This is a genomic window from Xanthomonas melonis, assembly GCF_020783655.1.
Taxonomy (GTDB): Bacteria; Pseudomonadota; Gammaproteobacteria; order Xanthomonadales; family Xanthomonadaceae; genus Xanthomonas; species Xanthomonas melonis.
In genome coordinates this window covers 180,226-196,337 of the sequence record NZ_JAJGQH010000009.1, presented here as the reverse complement: position 1 = coordinate 196,337, position 16,112 = coordinate 180,226, and the positions used below count along the sequence as shown (strand labels likewise).

Genomic DNA, 16,112 nt, shown 5'->3' with positions numbered 1-16,112 from the left:
TCAGTGCGGCGACGCGGTCCGCCGTGCATGCAGCACGCTGTCGCCGACGAATAACAACAGACCCAGCCAGATCGCGGCGAAGCCGATGGCCCGCGCCTGGTCGAACGGTTCGTGGAAGAACCATACCCCCAGCAACAACTGCAGGCTGGGCGCGATGTACTGCAGGATCCCCACCAGCGACAACGGAATGCGCCGCACGCCGTAGGCAAATCCGATCAAGGGCAGTGCACTGACCACGCCACCGAAGATCAGCAGCAGATCGGTGCGCAGGCTCCAGCCGCTGAAGAACCCGCCGCCATGCCCGTACTCGCCCCAACCTGCCAGCAGCAACGCCGGCACGAACAGATACACGCTTTCCACGCCCAGGCCGGCCACCGGATCCACCGCCACCAGTTTGCGCAGCAAGCCATAGATACCGAACGAAGCGGCCAGGCCCAGCGCGATCCATGGCGGCGCACCGGCATCGAGCGTCAGCCACAGCACGCCCACTGCCGCGCACGCCACCGCCACCCATTGGATGCCGCGCAGGCGCTCCTTGAGCACCAGTACGCCCAGCAACACACTCAGCAACGGGTTGATGAAATAGCCCAGGCTGGCTTCGATCACATGGCCGGCGTTGATCGCCCAGATGTACAGGCCCCAGTTGAATGCGATCGCCACGCTGCTGGCGGCCAGCATCCGCAGCGCGTGTGGTTGCGCGGCAATCGTGCGCCACCAGCGCAGGCCCGAGGTCGCCAGCAGCCACGCCACCACCAGCACCGCGCTCCACACGATGCGGTGCGCAATGATCTGCAGCGAGGGCACCGCCTTGAGCAGATGCCAGTACACCGGCACCACGCCCCACAGCACGAACGCGGAGGCGGTGATCAACAAGCCACGGCGCGCTTCGGCTGGCGACACCGGATTCGGTGTACTCATCGCCGCGCCCTGGCCAGGGTGACCACCAGCACGCCCGCCAGGATCACCGCCATCGCGCCGATATCGTGCGCGGTGAAACGCTCATGTCCCAGCCACGCGCCCAACGCCACTGCAATCACCGGATTGACGTAGGCGTAGCTGCCGGCCAACGCCGGCCGGACATGGTGCAACAGCCACACATAGGCGGTGAACGCCACGATCGAGCCGAACACGCACAGATACGCCACGGCGATCAGCCCGTGCGGTGTCGGCCATGCACGCGGGCGCTCGCCGATCAGCAGGCCGGCGCTCACCAGCAACACGCCGCCACACAGCATCTGCCCGGCCGCAGTCATGAAGGGCGACGGCAGATCGCGCCCACGCGACCACACCGAGCCGAATGCCCAGCCGATCGGGGCGATCAGCAACAGTACCAATCCGCCCGGCGTGGCGGTGAGGCTGCTGCCGGCATTGAGCCACACCACCCCCACAAATCCGATCACGATGCCCAGCCATTCGCCGCCGCTGGCATGCTGCCCGCGCAAGGCGCCGAACAAGGCCATCCACAGCGGCACCGACGCCACTGCGGTGGCGGCCAGGCCCGAGGACACGCTGCGCTCGGCCAGCACCACCATGCCGTTGCCCAGCAGCAAAAGCGCCGCGCCCATCAGGGCCACGTTCTTCCATTGCGCGCGCGTCGGCGCCGCCACCCCGCGCCAACGCAGCACGCCGTAGAGCACGCTACCGGCGACGATGAAGCGCGCACCCGACACCATCGTCAGCGGCTGCGCACCGCCCTCCAGCGCGAACCGGATCGCCAGATAGGTCGAGCCCCAGACCACGTAGACCAGCAACAATGCAACAACGACCAATCCGCTGCGCGCAGGCGCGGCAGCGTCGTGAGAGGAAGACATGGGGAAGCGTCAACGGCAGCGGAAGCTTCAATTCTAGATCACCTGCACGCGCCCACGCCTTACAGGCAGTGCACGTTGCGCGCGCTATCGTCGCGGCGACTCTCTTCACCATGGAATCTCCATGCAGCCTCGTATCCCCTGGCTGGCCCTGCTCGCCCTTGGCCTGTTCTCCACCACCGCAGTCGCCGCACGCGCACCCGAGCCCTGGGAGCTCACCGGCCATGCGCTGCTCGATGCCGGGCTGGACGGCTCGCTGGCACCGGAGATCGACGCACCCGATCAGCCCGAGCTCAAGGTCATGGTCTCGGCCAGCCGCGCCGGCGCCTACCTGCTGGGCGTGGCCAGCGCCAGCTATCGCACGCAGTGGTGCCTGCCGGCGGGCAAGGTCGGCCCGCCGGATCTGCGCGCGATCCTGGCCGATCTGGCCGCGCTGCCGGACACACGCCTGGACGAGCCGGCGCCTGGGCTGATCGTCCAGGTCCTGGCCAAACGCTATCCGTGCCGCAACTAGAACGCTGGAACGAAGGCGAGCACCGATCCCGCTACAACAGGCCCGGAGCCACTGCTCCCCTGGCATCGAGGCCGACGCGATGCATGCATACAGGTCCGAAAGCGATCGGCCCCGGGCCCCGAGCCGTCAGGCCCTACCTGCGTGCCGCGTCGCTGCGCGCACGGATCGCCTTGAATTCAGATCCATCCTGCCAACTCGGCCACTGCCGGCCATTGGCCAGCGCCGCGCCTACGTCGTAGACGAGCGTGGTATCGGCCGCATGCCCGGTGGCGTCCCATTGCGGGGTCCAGCGATCGCAGGGCTGGTGATAGCAATCGGCGAAATACTTCTCGCGCAGCGCCTTGCCCTTCTCGATGCCGCCTTCGAGCATGTCCAGGCCCGGACCGGCGGTGATCGCCGGCACGCCCATGCGCGCGAAGGCGAAATGGTCGGCGCGGTAGAAGAAGCCCGCTTCCAGATTCGGATCCGGCGAATACGTGCGGCCACGCGCCTTGGCGGCCGCTTCCAGATCGCCTTCCAGCGACACCCGTCCGCGTCCCCACGAGGCGATGTCGCGGGTGGGACCATCGGGGCTGAACATCTCCATGTTGAGCACCGCCACCGTCTTGTCCAACGGCGCCAGCGGATGGGCGGCGTAGTAGCTGGCGCCGAGCAGGCCCTTTTCTTCGGCGGTCAGCGCGATGAAGTACAGCGTGCGCTGCGGCTTGGGGCCAGCGGCGAACACGCGTGCCAGTTCCAGCACGCTGGCCACGCCGGTGGCGTTGTCCACCGCACCGCGCCGTAGCGTATCGCCGGTGGCATCGGCCTTGCCGATGCCGAACGCGTCCCAATGCGCGGAGAAGATCACCGTTTCGTCCGGATGCTGGCTACCGGTGAGCTTGGCCACCACGTTATGGGTGACCACGCGCTCGCGCTTGAGCTTGAAGTCCACCGACAAGGCCGCATCGCCCAACGCCATCGGCGCGAAGTCGCGTTGCTGCGCACGCGCCTTGGCCTGTTCGAAGTCCAGCCCAGCCTGCTTGAACAGCGATTGCGCCAAGGCGCGCTGCATCCAGCCGCGCACCTGGACATGTTGCGCGCGGGCATCGGCATCGCTGCGCTCGATATCGAACAGCGGCGACAGGCCCGAGCTCTGCACCGTGGCCCAGCCGTATGCGGCCGGCGCCGTTTCGTGCACGATCAGCACGCCCGCCGCGCCGCGCCGCGCGGCTTCTTCGTACTTGTAGGTCCAGCGGCCGTAATAGGTCACCGCCTTGCCATCGAACGCACCCGGCTGCGCGCTCTCGAAGTCGGCATCGTTGATCAGCACCACCGCAATCTTGCCGCGCAGGTCCACACCCTTGTAATCGTCCCACTGCCGCTCCGGCGCGCTGATGCCGTAGCCCACGAACACCAGCGGCGCATGCTTCAGCGCCACGTCGGCCTGTGGGCGCAGGCTCTGCAAGGTCACATCGGTGCCGTTGACCAGGGTCTGGGTCTTGCCGCTCACGCGCAGGCTGGCACGCACCGGGCCGTCCACCTGCGCGCGCACCAGCGGCACCGCCTGCGTCCAGCCACCCTGCTCGCCGCCGGGCTGCAATCCCGCCGACTTGAACTGCTCGACCAGATAATCGACCGTGCGTTGCTCACCGGCACTGGCCGGCGCGCGGCCCTCGAAGTCGTCCGATGCCAGCAGGCGCACGTGCCGCGACAGCGCCTCGGCATCGATGCCGCCGCCGGGCAGATCGTTGGCGGCCTGCGCCACACCTCCGACGAACAGGCAGGCGGACAGCAGCAGGATACGCATCGGATTCACGGTAAGGCCTTGCAACGGATGGATGACAGACAGTTTACAAGCGCGCGCCCGAGAGCGGTCATTGCAACGACGCGCCAGCCGCCAGTGGCGCGGCCCCGCGTCGCATCGGCATCGGCCTGTTACGCGTTGGTCGTCCGAAATCTGCGCAGCGCAAACCTCAGTGCGCTGCACGATCCAGCCAGCACCCCAATCCCTGTGCATTGAGCTCGATATCGGTGGCCAGCAGGCGTGCCACGGCCGCATCGTCCAGCCTGCAACCGTGCTGGCGCGCGCGTTCCAGATACAGCGCGGTCAACGCCGCCACCATGCAGCGGTGACGGTCCGCGCGTGCCGCGCAACCCAACGCGATCTCGGTCATCGCATGGATCTGCTGCGCCAGCGCCTGCGCCAAGCGCTCCGGCGGCGCGACCCGTCCATAGTGGGTGAGATACATCGCCTGCGGCCCGGCCTCCATCAGGCGTGCGATCGACTGCAGCATCGCCTCGGGTTCGAACTGCACCGGCGAGGAGGTCGGCAGGATAAAGGCGCCCTGCTCACTGTCGAGCTGGCGATACGACAGGCCGAAGGTATCGCCGGTGAACCAGCTGTGGCTGCGCGCGTCCCACACGCACAGATGATGCCGGGCATGGCCGGGCGTATCCACGGTGCGCAACCCACGCTCGCCGAGCAGCACCACCTGCCCGTCGGCGGCCTCCACCACCCGCTCGGCCGGCACCGGCACGATCCGGCCATAGCTGCGCGCCAATTCTTCCTGCCCATACACCGCCGTGGCGCCGGCAATCAGGCGGGTGGGGTCGATCATGTGCGGCGCACCGCGCGGATGCACCAGTACGCGCGCATTGGGCAGCTGCTGCAGCAAGGCACCGGCGCCGCCAGCGTGATCCAGGTGCACATGGGTCAGGATCAACCAGTCCACCTGCGCCGGCGTCAGCCCGGCGACCTCCAGCGCCGCCAGCATGTGCGGCACCGACAGCGAGGTGCCGCAGTCGATGAAGGCAGCGCGTTGCGCCTCTACGATCAGATATGCCGCATCGAACTGCGCACCGCCGAAACCGGTATCGATGGTATGGATGCCGCTATCGACCGATGCTGCCATGACCGCTCCGTGCTTGCCCGACGAGTGACGACACGACCCTACCATCATCGGCCGGCCACGCCTGCGACCAGCCCAGCCAGCCGGCCGGAAGACGCATCCCACGCCGTCGACTCCGCGACAACCACGCTCGCCAGGCGTCAGGCAGGTGGACGCTGCTGCGGCAACGCATGCTGCGCCTACACTGCCGGACGAGGATGGATCATTCGACTGGTTCGAGCACCAGGCGGGTGCAGGACCCGATCTGACGCATCACGCCCGATGCACGCGGCATGCGTCTTCGACAAGGCCTTGCCTCGTGCAGGCGAGGCACGATCAGGCCTGGCGCAGCGCCTGCATGGCGGCGAGAATCACGTCGGCGTCGGCCTGGGCATGCACACCCGGCAATTGCAGATCGCTCGACTGTTCGGCCTGCTTCAGCCGTGCGATCAACTGCCCTGCCTCACGCGGCGAGGCGAAGCCATCGCTCTGCAGCAGCAGTGCGCCGCTGCCATCGTTCAACTTGAAGTAGAACTGCCCATCGCGCTCGCGATACTGCTTGAACACCGGCAAGGCGCGTTTTTCGCCGGTCTCCGCTGCGGCAGTTCCTGCCTGGCTGGACAGGTCGCGCAAGCCCACCGCCTCGCGCAGCCGTGCCAGCAGCGGCGTGGCATAGCGTGCGCGCAGGCGCGCGCCACCCGCGCGCAGGATCGCCTCGATCGCCGCCGGCTCGGCCATCAGCGCCTCGTAACGGGCGCGTAGCGGCGCGATCTCCTGATCGATGCGTTCGAACAGCTGCTGCTTGGCATCACCCCAGCCGATGCCCTGGGCAAACGCCTGCGCAAAGGCCGCCGTTTCCTGCGGCGTCGCGAAGGCCTGGTACAGCTGAAACAGCGCCGACCCTTCGGTGTCCTTCGGCGTTCCTGGCGCACGCGAGTCGGTCAGGATGGAGAACACCAGCTTGCGCAACTCCTCGCGCGGAGCGAACAGCGCAATGGTATTGCCGTAGCTCTTGCTCATCTTGCGGCCATCCAGGCCCGGCAAGGTGGAGACCTGCTCGTCGATCGCCGCTTCCGGCAAGGTGAAGAAGTCGCTGCCGTAGACATGATTGAAGCGCTGGGCGAAATCGCGCGCCATTTCGATGTGCTGGATCTGATCGCGCCCCACCGGCACCTTGTGCGCATTGAAGATCAGAATGTCGGCCGCCATCAGCACCGGATACATGAACAGGCCCGCCGTCACGCCGGCATCCTCGTCTTCGCCGTCGGCGCGGTTCTTGTCCACTGCCGCCTTGTAGGCATGGGCGCGGTTGAGGATGCCCTTGCCCGCCACGCAAGTCAGCAGCCACATCAACTCGGTGGTCTCGGGCACATCGGACTGGCGATAGAACCACACTTTGTCCGGATCCAGTCCGCACGCCAGCCAGCTCGCTGCGATTTCCAGGGTCGAGCGCTGGGTGCGCGCCGGGTCCTGCGCCTTGATCAGGCTGTGCAGATCGGCCAGAAAGTAGAAGCTTTCCGCGTCGGCGGCGGCACTGGCCTGGATCGCCGGGCGGATCGCACCGACGTAGTTGCCCAGGTGCGGCGTGCCGGAGGTGGTGATACCGGTGAGAACGCGAGTGGTCATCTGCAAGGAGCCAGGGAATCAGCTCACTAGTTTAACGGTTTCGCGGCGTGCCACCCGCCGCCACGCCTGCTGCCGGCCAAAACAAGGACGGGCCGCAATGCGGCCCGTCTCACCTGAACTCGGCTCGGCCTGACGGCGAGCGAGGGGACGACTTCAGCGGTCGTCGCGCAGCGATTGTTCGAAGGCGCGCACCTCGGTCTGGGCACGGTCGCGGTCCCAGCCGTAGCGCTCCTGCAACTTGCCCTGTAGGTATTCGGCATTGCCCTCGGCAACCTTGAAGTCATCGTCGGTGAGGTCGCCCCATTTGGCCTGCATCTGGCCCTTGAGCTGCGTCCACTTGCCGGAAATGATGTCTTTGTTCATTGCGGTTCTCCGCTGCGTGCGGTCGCGATTGACCGTGGGATCAGCATGCGGCGCGAGGCGTTGCGCGTTGATCAAAAGATGTCGAGCCTTCGCTCACCGCGATGAACGAATGCCATCATGGAGATGCCTGTCGCCGCCGGCTGGCGCGCTCCCAGAGCGCCAGTGCCGCAAAAAACAAAAACGGGCCTTTCGGCCCGTTTTCGTTACACCGCTGCAGCGGGCGGATCAACGACGCGCGGCGTCTTCGACCTTCTCGCCAGCGCCCTGCACGTCCTTGCCCGCACCTGCGACGGTGTTGCAGCCCGACAGCATGCCGACCGAGAACACCGACAGCACCAGCAGCACAATTGCACGCTTCATAACAAACTCCTTCGTGGGTAAGCGGCGCGTTGCCGCAGATCAGTCAAATCGAACAGCCACCACACAGCGGTGGCGAATCAGCACTTTCCGTCGCTGCATTTTTCAGCGGTTTTCTCGACCTTGTCGCCTGCGCCCTGCATATCCTTGCCGGCACCGGCCACGGTATTGCAGCCCGTCATCACGCCGGCCGAAAACAGGCCCAGCACCATCAGTGTCAGCAGTCGCTTCATCAGGTCTTCCTCGGTCTGCGCCTGGTGCGAAGGCACCTCGCTTGGCGCCAAATCTGACTGCGCGCCCGTGGATTTGATGTGAACGGCAACGCGCCGCGTTCAGCGATGAATCAATCTCGCATCAGGGTCGATTTGCCGAACAGGCTCTCCACCAGATCTACCGCCAGTTCGGCGGTGGCGTTGCGGTTGTCCAGCACCGGATTGAGTTCGACGATATCCAGCGATCCCATGCGGCCCGTATCGGCGATCATCTCCATCACCAGCTGCGCCTCGCGATAATTGGGGCCACCCGGCACGGTGGTGCCCACGCCGGGGGCGATGCTGGGATCGAGGAAATCCACATCGAAACTCACGTGCAGGTGGGTATCGTCGCTCATGCCCTGCAGCGCGGCCTCCATCGTGCGCTTCATCCCGGCCTCGTCGATGTAGCGCATATCGTAGACGTCGATGCGGTGCTGCTTGATCAGCCGCTTCTCTTCCGGGTCCACCGAGCGGATGCCGATCTGCCGCACCTGCTCGGGCAGCAATGCCGGCGCGCTGCCGCCCAGGTGGGTCAAGGCCTGCGGGCCCAGGCCACACAGGCAGGCCACCGGCATGCCATGCACATTCCCCGACGGCGTCACCTCGCTGGTGTTGAAGTCCGAGTGCGCATCCAGCCACAGCACCCGCAGCGGGCGACCCTGCTCGCGACAATGCCTGGCCACCGCGGTGATCGAGCCGATGCCCAGGCAGTGATCGCCTCCCAGCATGATCGGCATGCGGCCGGCACGCAGCTCGGCATAGCTGGCATCCATCAAGGCCTGGTTCCAGGCCACCACTTCGTCCAGATGCCGGTAGCCGGCCTGCGGCAGCTGCCAGGGGTTGCGTGGTCCGTCCAGATTGCCCAGATCGCGCACGTCCACCCCGCGGCCGATCAAGGCCTCCTGCAGCCCGGCGATGCGCAGCGCTTCGGGCCCCATCCGGGCGCCGCGATGTCCGGCGCCGATGTCGGTGGGGACGCCAATCAGTGAAACCGGCACGTACTGCATTGCCATGCATTGCTCCAGCGGAGAGAAAGCCGTGCAGTCTAGTGTCCGCCCCGTGCGCTGACGCGCGGCAGCGCAGCACGGCGTGGTGCCTACCGCCGTCCCGCACCGGCATGCCCTGGGTTCAGATCTGCCGCGACGCGCCGTTACTGTGTCGTGCCGGGTCGGCTGGCGCGTCGGACTTTGCGGATTCTGCTTGTCTGACCGCCCAGTTAAGCACCTGAGGCTGGTGTGACTGCTTGCTAATACCTGGATGGTATGGTGCGCCCGCCAGCGCAGACCAACGCATCACGCACGCGCTCGGGCCATCAGCAACAGGGGATCTTCATGCCGCATAACGCCGTCAACCAGGTCGTCAAGGCTGCCGTGGGCGACGTCGCGCGGGCGTCGCATCACTACGATCTGCAGCGTATCGGGCGCGAATTCGCACAGACCATCGAGCGCGAGCGCGGCATCCGCCTGCTGATGCTGTCTACCGCCGACGGGCGCGCCATCGCCGAACAGTCCAGCCTGGAGGCCGACGGGCGCCGCCTGGCCGCAATGGCCAATTCGTTCCTGACCCTGGGCGAGACCCTGGCGCGCGAATCCGGCCTGAGCGAAGCCGACTACGCCACCGTCAGCACGCGCGGCGGGCAGTTGGTGCTGATCCGCATTCGCGCCGACAGACCATTGACGCTGACCGCCGTGGGCGGCAGCGACATCAACGCCGCCGCCCTGCTGTTCAACGCGCGCGACTGCGCCGGGCGGCTGGCCACTGCGCTGGCGCAGCCTGCAGGCTGACGTGCCTGGCACCGTTCGTGCTTGCGTCAGCGCACCGATTTTCTCAACGTTTGCAAGGGGACTACCAATGTCGAAACTCAATCTGGAACATCTGCATTCGCTCGCCGGCTTCGTTGGCGCCGCCCTGGTCGACAGCGACAGCGGCATGGCGCTGGGCATGACCGGCGGCAGCGACCTCAACCTCGAGCTGGCCGCGGCCGGCAATACCGAAGTGGTGCGTGCCAAGCGCCGGATCGCCGAGCAGCTCGGGCTGAACGACACCATCGAAGACATCCTGATCACCCTGGCGCGCCAGTACCACCTGCTGCGTCCGCTCGAAAGCAACGGCACCTTGTTCCTGTACGTGGTGCTCGACCGTGCCAAGGCCAACCTGGCGATGGCGCGTCATGAATTGAAGGCCTTCGAGAAAACGCTGGATTTCGGTTGATGCCGGCACGGCGGTGCGACCGCCGCGCCCGTCCTGCCTGCCGGCGCGCACCGGCAGGCGCTTCAATCCCCATGCGCCACGACGGCGCCATTCCATGACCACACCCATCCACGCCATGCGGGTCGCCACGGCAGGCCTGGACCTGCTGCACACCACGCGCCTGAAACTGGCGTGTTCGCTGCTGCTTGCCGAACGCATCGACGTGCAGCTGGGCGAGTGGCCGCAGCATGCCGCCGACGTGGTGGTGCTGGGCCTGGAAACCGCCGAGGGTCTGGCTGCGTGGCAGGCCCTGCAAGGCCAGCCAGTGCGGGTGTTGGTGGTTTCGCGCACGCCGATTGCCGGGGCGTGGCTCAGGCACGGCGCCACCGTGCGCGAACTCAACGAGCAGGTGCGCCTGCTGCTGTCCTCGCCGCACATCGCGCACGTCGCCGAGCCGGCACTCTTGATCCGGTATTGCCGCGGCGAGTTCGGCGCGGCACCGGTCCTGCTGCGGCAAGCAGACCTGCAGGTGGCGGTGGACCCGGCCAATGGCTGCGTGCAGCTGCCGGCCGGCGTCCGCTTGTCTACGTTGGTAGCCGCGCTGGATCGTCCCGGCTGGCAGGTGGTGGCCGGTGCCTTCGATCCCAGCCTGACGCAGCGCATCTCCTTCGAAGCGTTGTATTTCGCCCTGCCCGAGCAGCTGCGTCCCGCGCTGCCGGCGGTGGAGCCCAGCCACGCGGTGCAACTGCGGCAATGGCCGGAGCTGAGCGCCGACACCAGCTCGCCGGCGCAGCTGCTTGCCATCGCCCACCTGCATGCCAGGCCATGGCGCCCGCAGGCGCTGGCCACCGCTTGCAAGCTCCCGCTGCAAACGGTGGAATGCCTGTTCGCCGCCGCCTTCGCCAGCGGTCTCGCCCAAACCGCTCAGATTCCCGTGCCTGCACCACCGCCCCGCCCGGACAAGGGTAACGCGCGTTTCTTCTCCTGGGTTGCACGCCGCTTCGGCCTCTCCCTCTTCCAGGCGCAGTCATGAGTCTTCCAGCCAACAAACTGGTGTTCGTGGGCGGCATGGGCGCCGGCAAGACCACCGCGGTGCGCGCCATCTCCGACGTGGAGCCGGTCAGCACCGAGATGCCGCTCAGCCAGGAGGCCTACGGCGACAAGACCTATACGACGGTGGCACTGGACTACAGCTCGATCGAGTTGGAAGACGGCGAACTGCTGCATGTCTACGGCGTTCCCGGGCAGAAGTATCTGGACTTCATGTGGCCGCTGGTGTGCGACGGCGCCTTGGGTGTGATCGTGCTGGCCAGTGCACGCGACCCGCAGATGCGCGACGCCACGCTGGCATTGCTACGCGAATTCACCCAGATCGCCCCCGGCGCCAGTCTGGCGGTGGGCATCACCATGACCGACGAGGTCGAACACTTCCTGCTGCCGCCATTCCGCGACGCATTGGTGGCCGAAGGCTTCCGCATTCCGGTCATGCGCGTGGACGCGCGCTCGGCGACCCAGATCACCTTCCTGGTGAAATCGCTGCTGTCCTATCGCTATACCTCTGCGACCTGAGCCGGGCGGCAGTGCGTCCGGACGGAGCGCGACCGACTGTCAGCGACACACGAAATCGCAAGGCTGACGACAGACGCCATGCCCGAAACAGGCGGCAACTGCCCAGCGGCAATGCAGTCACGGTGACGCCGCGACGATGCGGCGATGAAAACAAGGAATCCGGTCACGACGTGCCTTGTCGGGCGTCACGCGGGGGATGCCGCCTCTAGGGTGGCGGCGACGCGTCCATCTTCCTTGCCGTCAGAAACACGACTCACTCGTATTACGAATGTGCGCTGCGTCTGACTTGTTCAGTATGACCAGCAGACAGGAGCGTTGACATCGGGACATTCCTGACAGCACGCAGAACATCCCTGTGACGGCATCGGCGACAGCGGCGGCGTGACTGGACGGTGCGTCATCGGCACCGCGGCCGCGGTTGGATAGCGACTGTCGTGCAGTCCCTGCGGCGCAATGGACGTGGTACCTCGCCGATCCGGCGATGGCCGCTGACAGAGCCCCGCCCACCTGCCGGACGCAGGTCCGCCGGCACCGTTCGCACTTCGCCGCTGTCAGGCGGTATCGCCGCGCTGCGGATCCCCCGTCGCGATCGGATAAAGTAGCGCGATGACAATCGAACTGAAGCCCGGCGGGCTATTGATCGCGATCGAAGGCATCGACGGCGCCGGCAAGACCACGCTGGCGCGCAGCCTGGCGACCACCTTGCAGACGGCCGGCGCGCGCGTAGTGCTGAGCAAGGAGCCGACCAATGGCCCCTGGGGCACGCAACTGCGCCAATCCGCCGCCACCGGCCGCCTGAGCGCCGACGAAGAAGCAGAGCTGTTGATCCGCGATCGCCACGAACACGTGGACACCCTGATCGCCCCGGCGCTGGCACGTGGCGACATCGTGATACTGGACCGTTACTTTCCGTCCATGGTCGCCTACCAGGGCGCCGCCGGCCTGCCGCTGGACGAGCTGCTGGAGCGCAACGCCTTCGCGCCGCGTCCGGACCTGCTGCTGCTGCTGGATCTGCCGCCGTCCACCGGGCTGTCGCGCATCCGTGCCCGCGGCGATGCGCCCAATCATTTCGAAACCCAGGACAACCTGGAACGTTGCCGCGCGATCTTCAACGCCCTGCAATTGCCGGGCAAGCATGTGGTGGATGCCAGCGCGGACGCCGACAGCGTGCTGCGCCAGGCACTGGCCAGTGTCGTTGCCGCCGCCGCCGAGCGCCTGCGCAGCGATGCAAACGCCGAGACAGGCAGCGCCGCGCTGCAGCTGCTGTCGGCCGGCCGGCCGGCCTGAGCCCAGCCTGCCGGAGCCATCAGTCTTTCGACGGTGGCGGCGCGCAGATCCCCCGCCGCTGCCCTCTTTCGTCCGGACGACGAAAACAAGGCAGCCGGGAATGACAAAGCCGGTGCCTGCGCGCAGCGCGGGGTGCCGTTGCCTGCAGAACGATCGCATCGACGCGACAGCCGCAGCCACGCCGCACAGAGCCAGCACATCGGAAAGGGGGAGACGATCTGCGGGATGGTGCCGGCACCCGGATTCGAACTGGGGACCTACCGCTTACAAGGCGGTTGCTCTACCAACTGAGCTATGCCGGCGAAGGCAGGCGCGTTGCGCGCCGGTGCGCATTCTAGCGCAGCGCGGCGCAATCTAGCGACCGCTGGCGCGTTGCGCCGGCGGTGCCCTGCAACGCCGCGGCCGCCGCCGTGCTGCGCACATCGATCCACCAGCGCGACTGACCGTTACCACTGGGTACCAGCTGTGCCGGAAACCCCGCGCTCACCAGGCTCGCCTGGCGCCGCTCGGCGCGCTCGCGGCTCTGGTATTGCCCCAGAGCCACGGTGTTGTCCTCGCCTTGCGCGATCACGTAGTAGTCGCCGATGCCGGCCGCCGCGATGCGCTTGACCAATGCCTGCGCCGCTTCGCGATCGCCGACGTTGGGCAACATCACCCGGAATGTGCTCACCCCTGCATCCGTGTCTTCGCGCACGCTGCTGCGGCTGACCTGGCCACGGATCCGCGCCAGTGCGGCCTCGGCGTCGGCGCGTGTCGCGTACGACCCGAGGCTGACGCAGCGTTCGGATGCCGCAGGCGGCACCGGCACTGCCGTCTCAGGTGTCGTGGCGGCGGCCGCCACGCCGGTGGTGCTGCTCCCGCGCTCTGGCAGAGCGGCATCCCGGGCAGTGGCGGAGGAATCTTCGGCGGTGGCGGTGGCGGCCGCCGCTGCGGCAGGGGCCTGGCCCTCGGCCGACGCGCCAGAGGCGGCAGCGTCGCCCGTCTCGCCCGCCCGCGGCTGCCCGCCTGTGCCGGGCGCGCTGCGCGCCGATTGCGGCACGATCTCCAGCCGCGCCACACCGGACGGCTGCGCGGGCGCGGCCGGCGGTGCCGGAGGCGGCTGCATCGCCCACCACAAGGCCACCCCGGCATTGAGGACGATCAGCACCACGATGAGCGCGCGGACGTACATGCCCGGATTCTACGTGCAGGACGAATCGGTCGCCCAGATCGCCAGGCCATCCAGGACCAGCGCAGCACGCAGGCTGGCGCCGGGCAGCAATGGCAGCAACGCCGGTGCACCGCCGCCGTGCAGCAGCAAGCGCACCGGTTTGCCCAGGTGGGTCTGGGCGTGTTGCAGGCTGCGCTCGATCAAGGCCACTGCCGCACCGTCGCAGCCGGAGACCAGCGCATCCTCGGTCGCGTCGGCCAACTCGACATACGTGCCGCCGCTGGCCGGCAACTGCACCGCCCGCGCATGCAGCGCTTCGCGCATGGTGGTGGGCGAGGCAGCGATACGTCCGCCGTGGTGCCGCCCGTCGGCGTCGAGAACGTCGATGGTCAGCGCGGTGCCCACCCCTGCCACCAGCACCGGCGCGTCGCCGCGCGCGCCGAGCAGCGCCAGAAAACGGTCCACTCCGAACCGGCCCGGATCGGCATAGGCGATGCGGATACCCGCGCATTCGGCTGCGGTGCGGACGATGCGCACCTGCTCGAAACGCTCCTGCAGGCAGCCCAGCACGCGCTGGGTCAGGACCGGGGCCGCCACGCTGGCCACATGCGCGATGCGCCCGGATGGCAGCGCCGACAGCGCGGCGGCATCCATCGCCTCGGCGCCATGCGCCCATGCCTGCACCTCGCCGGCACGATCGCCGCGCAGCGGCGCGTACTTGAACCGCGAATTCCCCAGGTCGAACAACCATTCGCTCATGCAGGTCTCACACTGACTTCTCCGGAGTGGAACAGGCGCATCGCCGTTCCCGATTGCACCTGCAGCGCGCCGTCGGCCGCCAGGCCCAGCGCAGTGCCGTGATGGCGGACGCCCGCCTCTTCCACCTGCACGGCACGGCCCCGCAGGACATCCAGGGCCGCATAGCGGGGCAGGAATGCCGCCAGTCCCTGCGCCTCGAACAGCTCCAGCGCCGGCAACAGCGCAGACAGCACGGCCGCCACCACCGCATCGCGCGACACCGCGCGGCCGGCCAGGGTATCCAGATCCACCCACGGCTGGTCGATCATGGCGGCCGCCGCCGGCGGCATATGCACGTTCAATCCCAGTCCGATCACCGCGCGCGCGGTGCCGGCCATCTCGCCACCGCCTTCGATGAGCAGGCCGCCCAGCTTGCGCTCGCGTGCCAGCAGATCATTGGGCCATTTCAGCCCGACCTCCGCGAACCCGCATCCACGCAAGGCCTCGGCGACCGCCACGCCCACTGCCAGGCTGAGCCCGGCCAGCTGCCCCAGCCCACCACCGAAGCTGCGCGAGACCGACAGATACAGATGCGCGCCCAATGGCGAGGCCCACTGGCGGCCGCGACGGCCGCGCCCGCCGGTCTGGCGCTCGGCCAGCAGGACCTCCACGCCCTGCGCGGGCGCCGGACGCGCCAGCAAGGTGGTATTGGTCGATTCCAGGCTCCAGGCCACCTCCAGCGACGCAAGCTGTGCCAGCGCCTCGGCGGCCATGGCGGCGCGGATGCGCCCGGCATCCAGCAGGTCCAGCGGCGCAGTCAGGCGATAGCCGTCACCGGGCTGACCGTCGATGTCCACGCCGGCCGCGCGCAGGTTCTGGATGCGCTTCCACACCGCAGCACGTGTCATCCCGGCATCGCGCGCCAGCGCATCGCCGGACTGCCGGCCGCTCGCAAGTTTGGCCAGCAACGCGCGGTCGTCCACGGCAACGGTTCCCAAATCGATGCTCGGAAGTATGCGCCAAGCCCTCCCGGCCGCCCAGCGCGGCTTGCGTGCGCAAGTGAAAACCGCGTTATGATCGGCGACTCACGCCGCTTGCCCTGGATGTGGACGATGCGCCGACTCACGGTTTGCCTGCTGCTGTCGTTGGCTCCGCTTGCCGCACTGGCATCGGACCAGCTGGCCGACGGCGATCACGACACCTGCGTCAGCGCCAACTCGGCCGCCCGCGGCAGTACACCGCGCGGCGAGCCGGCCACTCCGGCACGCCCCCAGCCGCACAAGCCTGCGCCATCCAACGGCGGCGGCGGCGATGCCGACGGGCTGTTCCCGCGCGTGCGCATGATGCCGCACTGGCATAGCTTTCTGCCGGGCATGTTCCGCTGATCCA

Annotated in this window: 19 protein-coding genes and 1 tRNA gene; 7 read left to right on the top strand and 13 right to left on the bottom strand. The window is 67.8% G+C overall.

Annotated elements, in window-relative coordinates; genetic code table 11:
- Both rarD and yedA read right to left on the bottom strand, forming a co-directional pair.
- Entirely contained in the window at nt 1-918 is a 918-nt protein-coding gene (rarD, locus tag LL964_RS11035) for an EamA family transporter RarD (RefSeq protein ID WP_104587684.1), read from the bottom strand.
- Complete coding sequence (gene yedA / locus LL964_RS11030; protein ID WP_104587685.1) at nt 915-1,811, bottom strand: drug/metabolite exporter YedA; 897 nt, start codon at nt 1,809-1,811, stop codon at nt 915-917. The genes rarD and yedA overlap by 4 nt, the downstream gene beginning before the upstream one ends.
- Before the next feature lie 121 nt (nt 1,812-1,932).
- Here yedA and LL964_RS11025 point away from each other — a divergent pair, with 121 nt between their 5' ends.
- Nucleotides 1,933-2,322, top strand: a complete 390-nt coding sequence (locus LL964_RS11025; protein WP_104587686.1) for a Rap1a/Tai family immunity protein — start codon at nt 1,933-1,935, stop codon at nt 2,320-2,322.
- Between the two features lie 133 nt (nt 2,323-2,455).
- Here the strand turns inward: LL964_RS11025 and LL964_RS11020 are convergent, their stop codons facing one another.
- The 7 genes from LL964_RS11020 to rocF form a co-directional block, all read right to left on the bottom strand.
- Nucleotides 2,456-4,108 (bottom strand): M28 family metallopeptidase, encoded by a 1,653-nt coding sequence (locus LL964_RS11020; RefSeq protein ID WP_167395349.1) that lies wholly within the window; start codon nt 4,106-4,108, stop codon nt 2,456-2,458.
- Nucleotides 4,109-4,274: 166 nt separating this feature from the next.
- Nucleotides 4,275-5,213, bottom strand: coding sequence for an MBL fold metallo-hydrolase (locus LL964_RS11015; RefSeq protein WP_104587688.1), 939 nt, complete (start codon nt 5,211-5,213; stop codon nt 4,275-4,277).
- A 312-nt stretch (nt 5,214-5,525) separates the two neighbouring features.
- The gene (locus tag LL964_RS11010) at nt 5,526-6,815 is read right to left on the bottom strand and encodes a tryptophan--tRNA ligase (protein WP_167395350.1); all 1,290 of its coding nucleotides are present in this window, start codon (nt 6,813-6,815) and stop codon (nt 5,526-5,528) included.
- 153 nt (nt 6,816-6,968) lie between these two features.
- On the bottom strand, nt 6,969-7,178 hold the full coding sequence (locus tag LL964_RS11005; RefSeq protein ID WP_104587690.1) for a CsbD family protein: 210 nt from the start codon (nt 7,176-7,178) through the stop codon (nt 6,969-6,971).
- A gap of 225 nt (nt 7,179-7,403) precedes the next feature.
- Entirely contained in the window at nt 7,404-7,538 is a 135-nt protein-coding gene (locus tag LL964_RS11000) for an entericidin A/B family lipoprotein (protein ID WP_104587691.1), read from the bottom strand.
- A 77-nt stretch (nt 7,539-7,615) separates the two neighbouring features.
- The gene (locus tag LL964_RS10995; protein ID WP_011348912.1) at nt 7,616-7,768 is read right to left on the bottom strand and encodes an entericidin A/B family lipoprotein; all 153 of its coding nucleotides are present in this window, start codon (nt 7,766-7,768) and stop codon (nt 7,616-7,618) included.
- 110 nt (nt 7,769-7,878) lie between these two features.
- Nucleotides 7,879-8,802: an arginase gene (gene rocF, locus LL964_RS10990; RefSeq protein WP_104587692.1), complete on the bottom strand. Its 924-nt coding sequence runs from the start codon at nt 8,800-8,802 to the stop codon at nt 7,879-7,881.
- Between the two features lie 318 nt (nt 8,803-9,120).
- On the opposite strand from rocF, the gene LL964_RS10985 reads away from it, so the two are divergent.
- The 5 genes from LL964_RS10985 to tmk all read left to right on the top strand — a co-directional run bounded on the left by LL964_RS10985 (nt 9,121) and on the right by tmk (nt 12,835).
- Entirely contained in the window at nt 9,121-9,573 is a 453-nt protein-coding gene (locus tag LL964_RS10985; protein WP_104587820.1) for a roadblock/LC7 domain-containing protein, read from the top strand.
- Nucleotides 9,574-9,640: 67 nt separating this feature from the next.
- A complete protein-coding gene (locus LL964_RS10980; RefSeq protein ID WP_104587693.1) occupies nt 9,641-10,000 on the top strand; it encodes a roadblock/LC7 domain-containing protein in 360 nt (119 codons plus the stop codon).
- Nucleotides 10,001-10,094: 94 nt separating this feature from the next.
- Nucleotides 10,095-11,012, top strand: a complete 918-nt coding sequence (locus tag LL964_RS10975) for a hypothetical protein (protein ID WP_104587694.1) — start codon at nt 10,095-10,097, stop codon at nt 11,010-11,012.
- Nucleotides 11,009-11,548 (top strand): GTP-binding protein, encoded by a 540-nt coding sequence (locus LL964_RS10970; RefSeq protein WP_104587695.1) that lies wholly within the window; start codon nt 11,009-11,011, stop codon nt 11,546-11,548. The genes LL964_RS10975 and LL964_RS10970 overlap by 4 nt, the downstream gene beginning before the upstream one ends.
- A gap of 606 nt (nt 11,549-12,154) precedes the next feature.
- Nucleotides 12,155-12,835, top strand: a complete 681-nt coding sequence (tmk, locus tag LL964_RS10965) for a dTMP kinase (protein WP_104587696.1) — start codon at nt 12,155-12,157, stop codon at nt 12,833-12,835.
- A 226-nt stretch (nt 12,836-13,061) separates the two neighbouring features.
- On the opposite strand, the gene LL964_RS10960 is transcribed toward tmk, so the two are convergent.
- The 4 genes from LL964_RS10960 to birA form a co-directional block, all read right to left on the bottom strand.
- A tRNA-Thr gene (locus LL964_RS10960) sits at nt 13,062-13,137 on the bottom strand.
- A 32-nt stretch (nt 13,138-13,169) separates the two neighbouring features.
- Nucleotides 13,170-14,006: an SPOR domain-containing protein gene (locus LL964_RS10955; RefSeq protein WP_104587697.1), complete on the bottom strand. Its 837-nt coding sequence runs from the start codon at nt 14,004-14,006 to the stop codon at nt 13,170-13,172.
- 9 nt (nt 14,007-14,015) lie between these two features.
- Nucleotides 14,016-14,744 (bottom strand): type III pantothenate kinase, encoded by a 729-nt coding sequence (locus LL964_RS10950; RefSeq protein ID WP_104587698.1) that lies wholly within the window; start codon nt 14,742-14,744, stop codon nt 14,016-14,018.
- Nucleotides 14,741-15,721, bottom strand: a complete 981-nt coding sequence (gene birA, locus LL964_RS10945; protein WP_267190413.1) for a bifunctional biotin--[acetyl-CoA-carboxylase] ligase/biotin operon repressor BirA — start codon at nt 15,719-15,721, stop codon at nt 14,741-14,743. The genes LL964_RS10950 and birA overlap by 4 nt, the downstream gene beginning before the upstream one ends.
- 75 nt (nt 15,722-15,796) lie before the next feature.
- On the opposite strand from birA, the gene LL964_RS10940 reads away from it, so the two are divergent.
- Nucleotides 15,797-16,108, top strand: a complete 312-nt coding sequence (locus tag LL964_RS10940) for a hypothetical protein (RefSeq protein WP_104587700.1) — start codon at nt 15,797-15,799, stop codon at nt 16,106-16,108.
- The last annotated feature ends 4 nt before the right edge of the window (nt 16,109-16,112 follow it).

Coding starts and splice junctions, on each gene's coding strand:
- rarD (WP_104587684.1), bottom strand. CDS start 918: ATGAGTACACCGAATCCGGTGTCGCCAGCCGAAGCGCGCCGTGGCTTG.
- yedA (WP_104587685.1), bottom strand. CDS start 1,811: ATGTCTTCCTCTCACGACGCTGCCGCGCCTGCGCGCAGCGGATTGGTC.
- LL964_RS11025 (WP_104587686.1), top strand. CDS start 1,933: ATGCAGCCTCGTATCCCCTGGCTGGCCCTGCTCGCCCTTGGCCTGTTC.
- LL964_RS11020 (WP_167395349.1), bottom strand. CDS start 4,108: ATGCGTATCCTGCTGCTGTCCGCCTGCCTGTTCGTCGGAGGTGTGGCG.
- LL964_RS11015 (WP_104587688.1), bottom strand. CDS start 5,213: ATGGCAGCATCGGTCGATAGCGGCATCCATACCATCGATACCGGTTTC.
- LL964_RS11010 (WP_167395350.1), bottom strand. CDS start 6,815: ATGACCACTCGCGTTCTCACCGGTATCACCACCTCCGGCACGCCGCAC.
- LL964_RS11005 (WP_104587690.1), bottom strand. CDS start 7,178: ATGAACAAAGACATCATTTCCGGCAAGTGGACGCAGCTCAAGGGCCAG.
- LL964_RS11000 (WP_104587691.1), bottom strand. CDS start 7,538: ATGAAGCGTGCAATTGTGCTGCTGGTGCTGTCGGTGTTCTCGGTCGGC.
- LL964_RS10995 (WP_011348912.1), bottom strand. CDS start 7,768: ATGAAGCGACTGCTGACACTGATGGTGCTGGGCCTGTTTTCGGCCGGC.
- rocF (WP_104587692.1), bottom strand. CDS start 8,802: ATGGCAATGCAGTACGTGCCGGTTTCACTGATTGGCGTCCCCACCGAC.
- LL964_RS10985 (WP_104587820.1), top strand. CDS start 9,121: ATGCCGCATAACGCCGTCAACCAGGTCGTCAAGGCTGCCGTGGGCGAC.
- LL964_RS10980 (WP_104587693.1), top strand. CDS start 9,641: ATGTCGAAACTCAATCTGGAACATCTGCATTCGCTCGCCGGCTTCGTT.
- LL964_RS10975 (WP_104587694.1), top strand. CDS start 10,095: ATGACCACACCCATCCACGCCATGCGGGTCGCCACGGCAGGCCTGGAC.
- LL964_RS10970 (WP_104587695.1), top strand. CDS start 11,009: ATGAGTCTTCCAGCCAACAAACTGGTGTTCGTGGGCGGCATGGGCGCC.
- tmk (WP_104587696.1), top strand. CDS start 12,155: ATGACAATCGAACTGAAGCCCGGCGGGCTATTGATCGCGATCGAAGGC.
- LL964_RS10955 (WP_104587697.1), bottom strand. CDS start 14,006: ATGTACGTCCGCGCGCTCATCGTGGTGCTGATCGTCCTCAATGCCGGG.
- LL964_RS10950 (WP_104587698.1), bottom strand. CDS start 14,744: ATGAGCGAATGGTTGTTCGACCTGGGGAATTCGCGGTTCAAGTACGCG.
- LL964_RS10940 (WP_104587700.1), top strand. CDS start 15,797: ATGATCGGCGACTCACGCCGCTTGCCCTGGATGTGGACGATGCGCCGA.